Genomic DNA, 4,234 nt, shown 5'->3' with positions numbered 1-4,234 from the left:
TTCCCGGTGACGGTGACCTGCTGGCGCTGACGGTCGACGACGGCGTCAACAGCGAGGTGGTGCGCGCCTACACGCAGTTCGCCAAGGACACCGGCGTGCGGCTGACGTACTTCGTCAACGGCGTCTACGACTCCTGGACCGAGAACCTGGAGATGCTGCGTCCGCTGGTCGACAGCGGCCAGATCCAGCTGGGCAACCACACCTGGTCGCACCCGGACCTCACCTCGTTGACCAAAGAGCAAGTCTCGCAACAACTCACGCGTAACGACGAGTTCTTGAAGAAGACCTACGGGATCGGCGCCAAGCCCTACTGGCGGCCGCCGTACGCCAAGCGCAACGCGGCCGTCGACGCCGTCGCCGCCGATCTCGGCTACACGGTGCCGACGCTGTGGTCGGGCTCGCTGTCGGATTCGACGCTCATCACCGAGGACTACATCGTGCAGATGGCCGACAAGTACTTCACCCCCCAAGCCATCGTCATCGGCCACCTCAATCACCTGCCGGTGACGCACGTTTACCCCGAGCTTGTCGACACCATCCGGTCGCGCAACCTGCGCACCGTCACCCTCAACGACGTGTTCCTGAAGACTCCGTAGCCCGCCGGGCGCCGCGCCGCCCGAAGCCGCGCGGCCGCAGCGCGCCCGAATCTCTAATATTTTAGAGAAATGCCCCCGCCGGAGAGCGGCCGTTGTTAGCGTTCCGTTATGCGCTGGGGTGGGGGCTTGTGTGTGGTGCTACTGGTTGCGGTCGCGGCACTGCTCGGAACCGGAAATGCGGCCGCCGACGGTGACGAGCCGCAATACGCGGAGTTCTATGCGCCACCGGACCCGTTGCCACCGGGCAAACCGGGTGACCTGATCCGGACCGAGCCGTCGCGCCTGGTGCTCGAACCGTCCGGCCAGCTCGGGGCAATTATGGCTACCGGGACGCGAATCATGTACCGCAGCACCGACACTCGCGGCAATCCGATCGCGGTCACCGGCACCTACTTCGAGCCCTACAACGACTGGCCCGGCAAGGGGCCGCGGCCGTTGCTCAGTTACGCGCCCGGCACGCAGGGGCAGGGTAACCAGTGCGCGCCGTCGCGAATGTTCAACCAAGGCATCCACTATTCGGGTGGCTGGGACATCATGTTCAACTACGAGGAGCTGTTCGTCGCCACGATGGTCGCGCGCGGCTTCGCGATCGTCATGACCGATTACCAGGGCCTGGGCACGCCGTCGATGCACACCTACGTCGGGCGGATCGCGGAGGGCCAGGCAGTGCTCGATGCCGCCCGCGCGGCGCAGCAGCTGCCGGGGACATCGCTGGATCCGCGTGGCCCCGTAGCCTTTTGGGGTTATTCCCAGGGTGGTGGCGCCACCGCGTCGGCGGCGGAGCTGGCCGCCTCCTACGCCCCGGAACTGCACATCGTGGGCACCTACGCCGGGGCGCCACCGGCCGACCTGAAGGAGCTGTTCCCCTACGCGGACGGCAGCGCACTGGTCGGTGTCGTCGGCTATGCGCTCAACAGCGTGATGGCCGCCTACCCGGAATTCGCCGACGTCATCCGTTCCAAGATGACGCCGCGGGGACTGGCGATGCTGGAATCGGTGTCGCGCCAGTGCGTCGGCCAAACCATCATCGACTTCATGTTCCGGCATCTGCAGCCCTACTTCACCGAGGACATCAACCAGCTGGTCAACGAGGAACCCTTCAGCACACTGCTCGACGACCAGCGGATCGGGCGCCACAAGCCCAACGCGCCGGTGCTGCTCGACAGCAACCGCTACGACCCACTGGTGCCCCATGGTCCCGTCGTGCAACTCGCCAACGACTGGTGCGCCCAGGGCGCCGACGTCGAGATGCGCACCAACGAAGAGCCGCCCTTCCTCAACAAGCTCGTCCTCAACCACGCCCTGCCGATGCTCGTCGACGGCGAGCCGGCCATGCAGTGGATCGCCGCCCGGTTCAACGGCGAACCGACCGCGCCCAACTGCGGCCAGTTTTAGACTGGACGCATCGCTAGGAGACACAACGCGGCCGAGCGGCGGCGCGACCTCGCCGACGCCGCGATCGCGCTGCTCGGCGGCGCCGGCTTGCACGGGGTGAGCCACCCGAAGGTCGACGACCGCGCCGGGGTGCCGGCCGGTACCGCCTCGTTCTACTTCCGAACACGCAAGTCCCTGCTGCACGCGGTGGCGGCCCGGCTCACCGAGCTCGACGTCGCCGACTTCTCCCGGATGGCCGAACTCGCCAACACGTCAACGGATTTCGCGGGCACCGCCGGGCTGGCGCGGATCGTCATGTACGTCAACAGCGAGCCCTGGCTGACCCGCGCTAAGGCGCGCTACGAGCTGGCCCTGCTCGCCGGCCGGGACGCGGAGCTGGCCGCGATCCTGGACGCGTCCGCGAAGCGGCTCTACGCGCTGGCGCGCGGGGTCGTCACCCAGTGGCACCCGGCGGGCAGCGACCCCGACCCCGCGCTGATCGACGACCAGGCGGTGGCCACGCTGGCGTTCATCAACGGCATCATGCTGACGTTCGTCGCCAATCAGCCGGCGGTGCAGGACGCCGAGCGCCTCGATCGGCTGCTGCAGGGTGTCATCGCGGGCGTCGCGCAAGTCCGCTGATTGTCGTGCGGCGCAACGGTTATCGTTGCTCTAGCAATCCGTCGATCAACCGGTGCAGCACCTGGCGGGTCTCCCGGCGGCTGCGCTTCGGGTCGTCCGCGGTGGCGATGACCATGGCCGCCTCGTCGAGCGCGCCGATCAGCACGTGCGCCAGCGGGCGCACCGGCTGGCGGGCCAGTTGGCCGGCGCGGATGGCCTCGGTCAGGAGCTCCTCGGTCATGCCCAGGCTGTAGCGCTGGGCGACGTCGCGAAATTCCGCCCAGCCGAGCACGCTCGGCGCGTCCAGCAGGATCAGCTGGCGCACTTCGGGATCGCCGGATACCTCGAGCCACGCGTCGACCGCGGCGCGGATCGCGTCGGCCGGGGTGCTCGCCCCCGATCCGGCGACCACCGCGGCCATCCGTGCCATGACGTCCTGCTCGACCACCTCGACCACCTCGCGGAATAGCGTTGCCTTGTCCGCGAATTGGTGATACATCGCGCCCCGGGTGACCCCCGCCGCGGTGGCGATCTCCGGGGTGCCCACCTCCGCATAACCCCGCAGCCCCCACAGCTTGCGGGCGGCGGCGATCAGCGCATCGCGGGTGGCCGCGGAGCGCTCTTCTTGGGTCCGTCTCTTGCTTTCCATACAGCCTGTCGGTAACTTACGAACAGACAGCCTGTTTGTAAATGTATCGGGTATCCAGAGGAGTTTTCATGTCGACGATCGACATTAGTGCCGGAACGATCCATTACGAAGCGACGGGACCCGGCGACGGCAGGCCCGTCGTCTTCGTGCACGGCTACATGATGGGCGGCGAACTGTGGCGGCCCGTCGGGACGAGGCTGGCCGAGCGCGGCCTGCGATGCATCGCGCCCACCTGGCCGCTGGGCGCGCATCCGCAGCCGCTGCGGCACGGCGCGGACCGCACCATCGCCGGGGTCGCGGACATGGTCGCCGAAACACTGCAGGCCCTCGACCTGCGCGACGTGGTGCTGGTGGGCAACGACACCGGCGGGGTGTTGACGCAGTTGGTGGCCGTACACCACCCGGAGCGGTTGGGCGCGCTCGTCCTCACGAGTTGCGATGCGTTCGAACACTTTCCACCGCCGATTCTCAAGCCGCTGATTCTGGCCGCCGCGTCCAAGGCGACGTTCCGGGCGGCGGCCCAGGCCATGCGCCTGCCGGCCGCGCGCCGGCGCGCCTATGCCGGCCTGGCGCACACCGACATCGACGACCTCACGCAACAGTGGGTGCGTCCGGCACTGTCCGACCCGGCGATCACCGAAGACCTGCGGCGCTTCACGCTGTCGCTGCGCCAGGAGGTGACCACGGCGGTGGCCGCCCGGTTGCCCGAATTCGACAAGCCAGCGCTCATCGCGTGGTCGGCCGACGACGTGTTCTTCGAGCAGGCCGACGGCGCGCGGTTGGCGCAGCTCATTCCGCAGGCCCGCCTCGAGGTGATCGCCGACGCGCGCACCTTCTCCATGCTGGACCAGCCGGACCGGCTCGCCGACCTGCTGTCGTCGATCGCGGTGCCCGCGTAGCGCTGCGCCGCCGCGGCGGTAGCGTCGTGCCCATGTCAGACGCGACGTTGCCGCTGCGCGGCAGGCGGATCCTGGTCACCGGCGCAGCCACCGGC

At 68.5% G+C, this 4,234-nt stretch carries 5 protein-coding genes; 4 read left to right on the top strand and 1 reads right to left on the bottom strand.

Features of this window, described 5'->3' with window-relative positions:
- The 3 genes from A5714_RS02815 to A5714_RS02805 form a co-directional block, all read left to right on the top strand.
- Positions 1-596: polysaccharide deacetylase family protein (locus tag A5714_RS02815; protein WP_068282556.1), on the top strand; the 596-nt coding region annotated here is incomplete at its 5' end.
- A 108-nt stretch (positions 597-704) separates the two neighbouring features.
- A complete protein-coding gene (locus A5714_RS02810) occupies positions 705-1,991 on the top strand; it encodes a lipase family protein (RefSeq protein ID WP_068282553.1) in 1,287 nt (428 codons plus the stop codon).
- Between the two features lie 9 nt (positions 1,992-2,000).
- Positions 2,001-2,612, top strand: a complete 612-nt coding sequence (locus A5714_RS02805; protein ID WP_255396690.1) for a TetR/AcrR family transcriptional regulator — start codon at positions 2,001-2,003, stop codon at positions 2,610-2,612.
- A gap of 19 nt (positions 2,613-2,631) precedes the next feature.
- Here A5714_RS02805 and A5714_RS02800 read toward each other — a convergent pair whose 3' ends face one another.
- Positions 2,632-3,240 (bottom strand): TetR/AcrR family transcriptional regulator, encoded by a 609-nt coding sequence (locus A5714_RS02800; protein WP_068069812.1) that lies wholly within the window; start codon positions 3,238-3,240, stop codon positions 2,632-2,634.
- 68 nt (positions 3,241-3,308) lie between these two features.
- Between A5714_RS02800 and A5714_RS02795 the strand changes: the two genes are divergently transcribed.
- On the top strand, positions 3,309-4,139 hold the full coding sequence (locus tag A5714_RS02795) for an alpha/beta fold hydrolase (RefSeq protein ID WP_068282549.1): 831 nt from the start codon (positions 3,309-3,311) through the stop codon (positions 4,137-4,139).
- Positions 4,140-4,234 lie beyond the last annotated feature (95 nt).

Source organism: Mycobacterium sp. E2462, from assembly GCF_001672685.1.
GTDB lineage: Bacteria > Actinomycetota > Actinomycetes > Mycobacteriales > Mycobacteriaceae > Mycobacterium.
This window is presented reverse-complemented; position numbering and strand designations above follow the sequence as displayed.

Coding starts and splice junctions, on each gene's coding strand:
- A5714_RS02810 (WP_068282553.1), top strand. CDS start 705: ATGCGCTGGGGTGGGGGCTTGTGTGTGGTGCTACTGGTTGCGGTCGCG.
- A5714_RS02800 (WP_068069812.1), bottom strand. CDS start 3,240: ATGGAAAGCAAGAGACGGACCCAAGAAGAGCGCTCCGCGGCCACCCGC.
- A5714_RS02795 (WP_068282549.1), top strand. CDS start 3,309: ATGTCGACGATCGACATTAGTGCCGGAACGATCCATTACGAAGCGACG.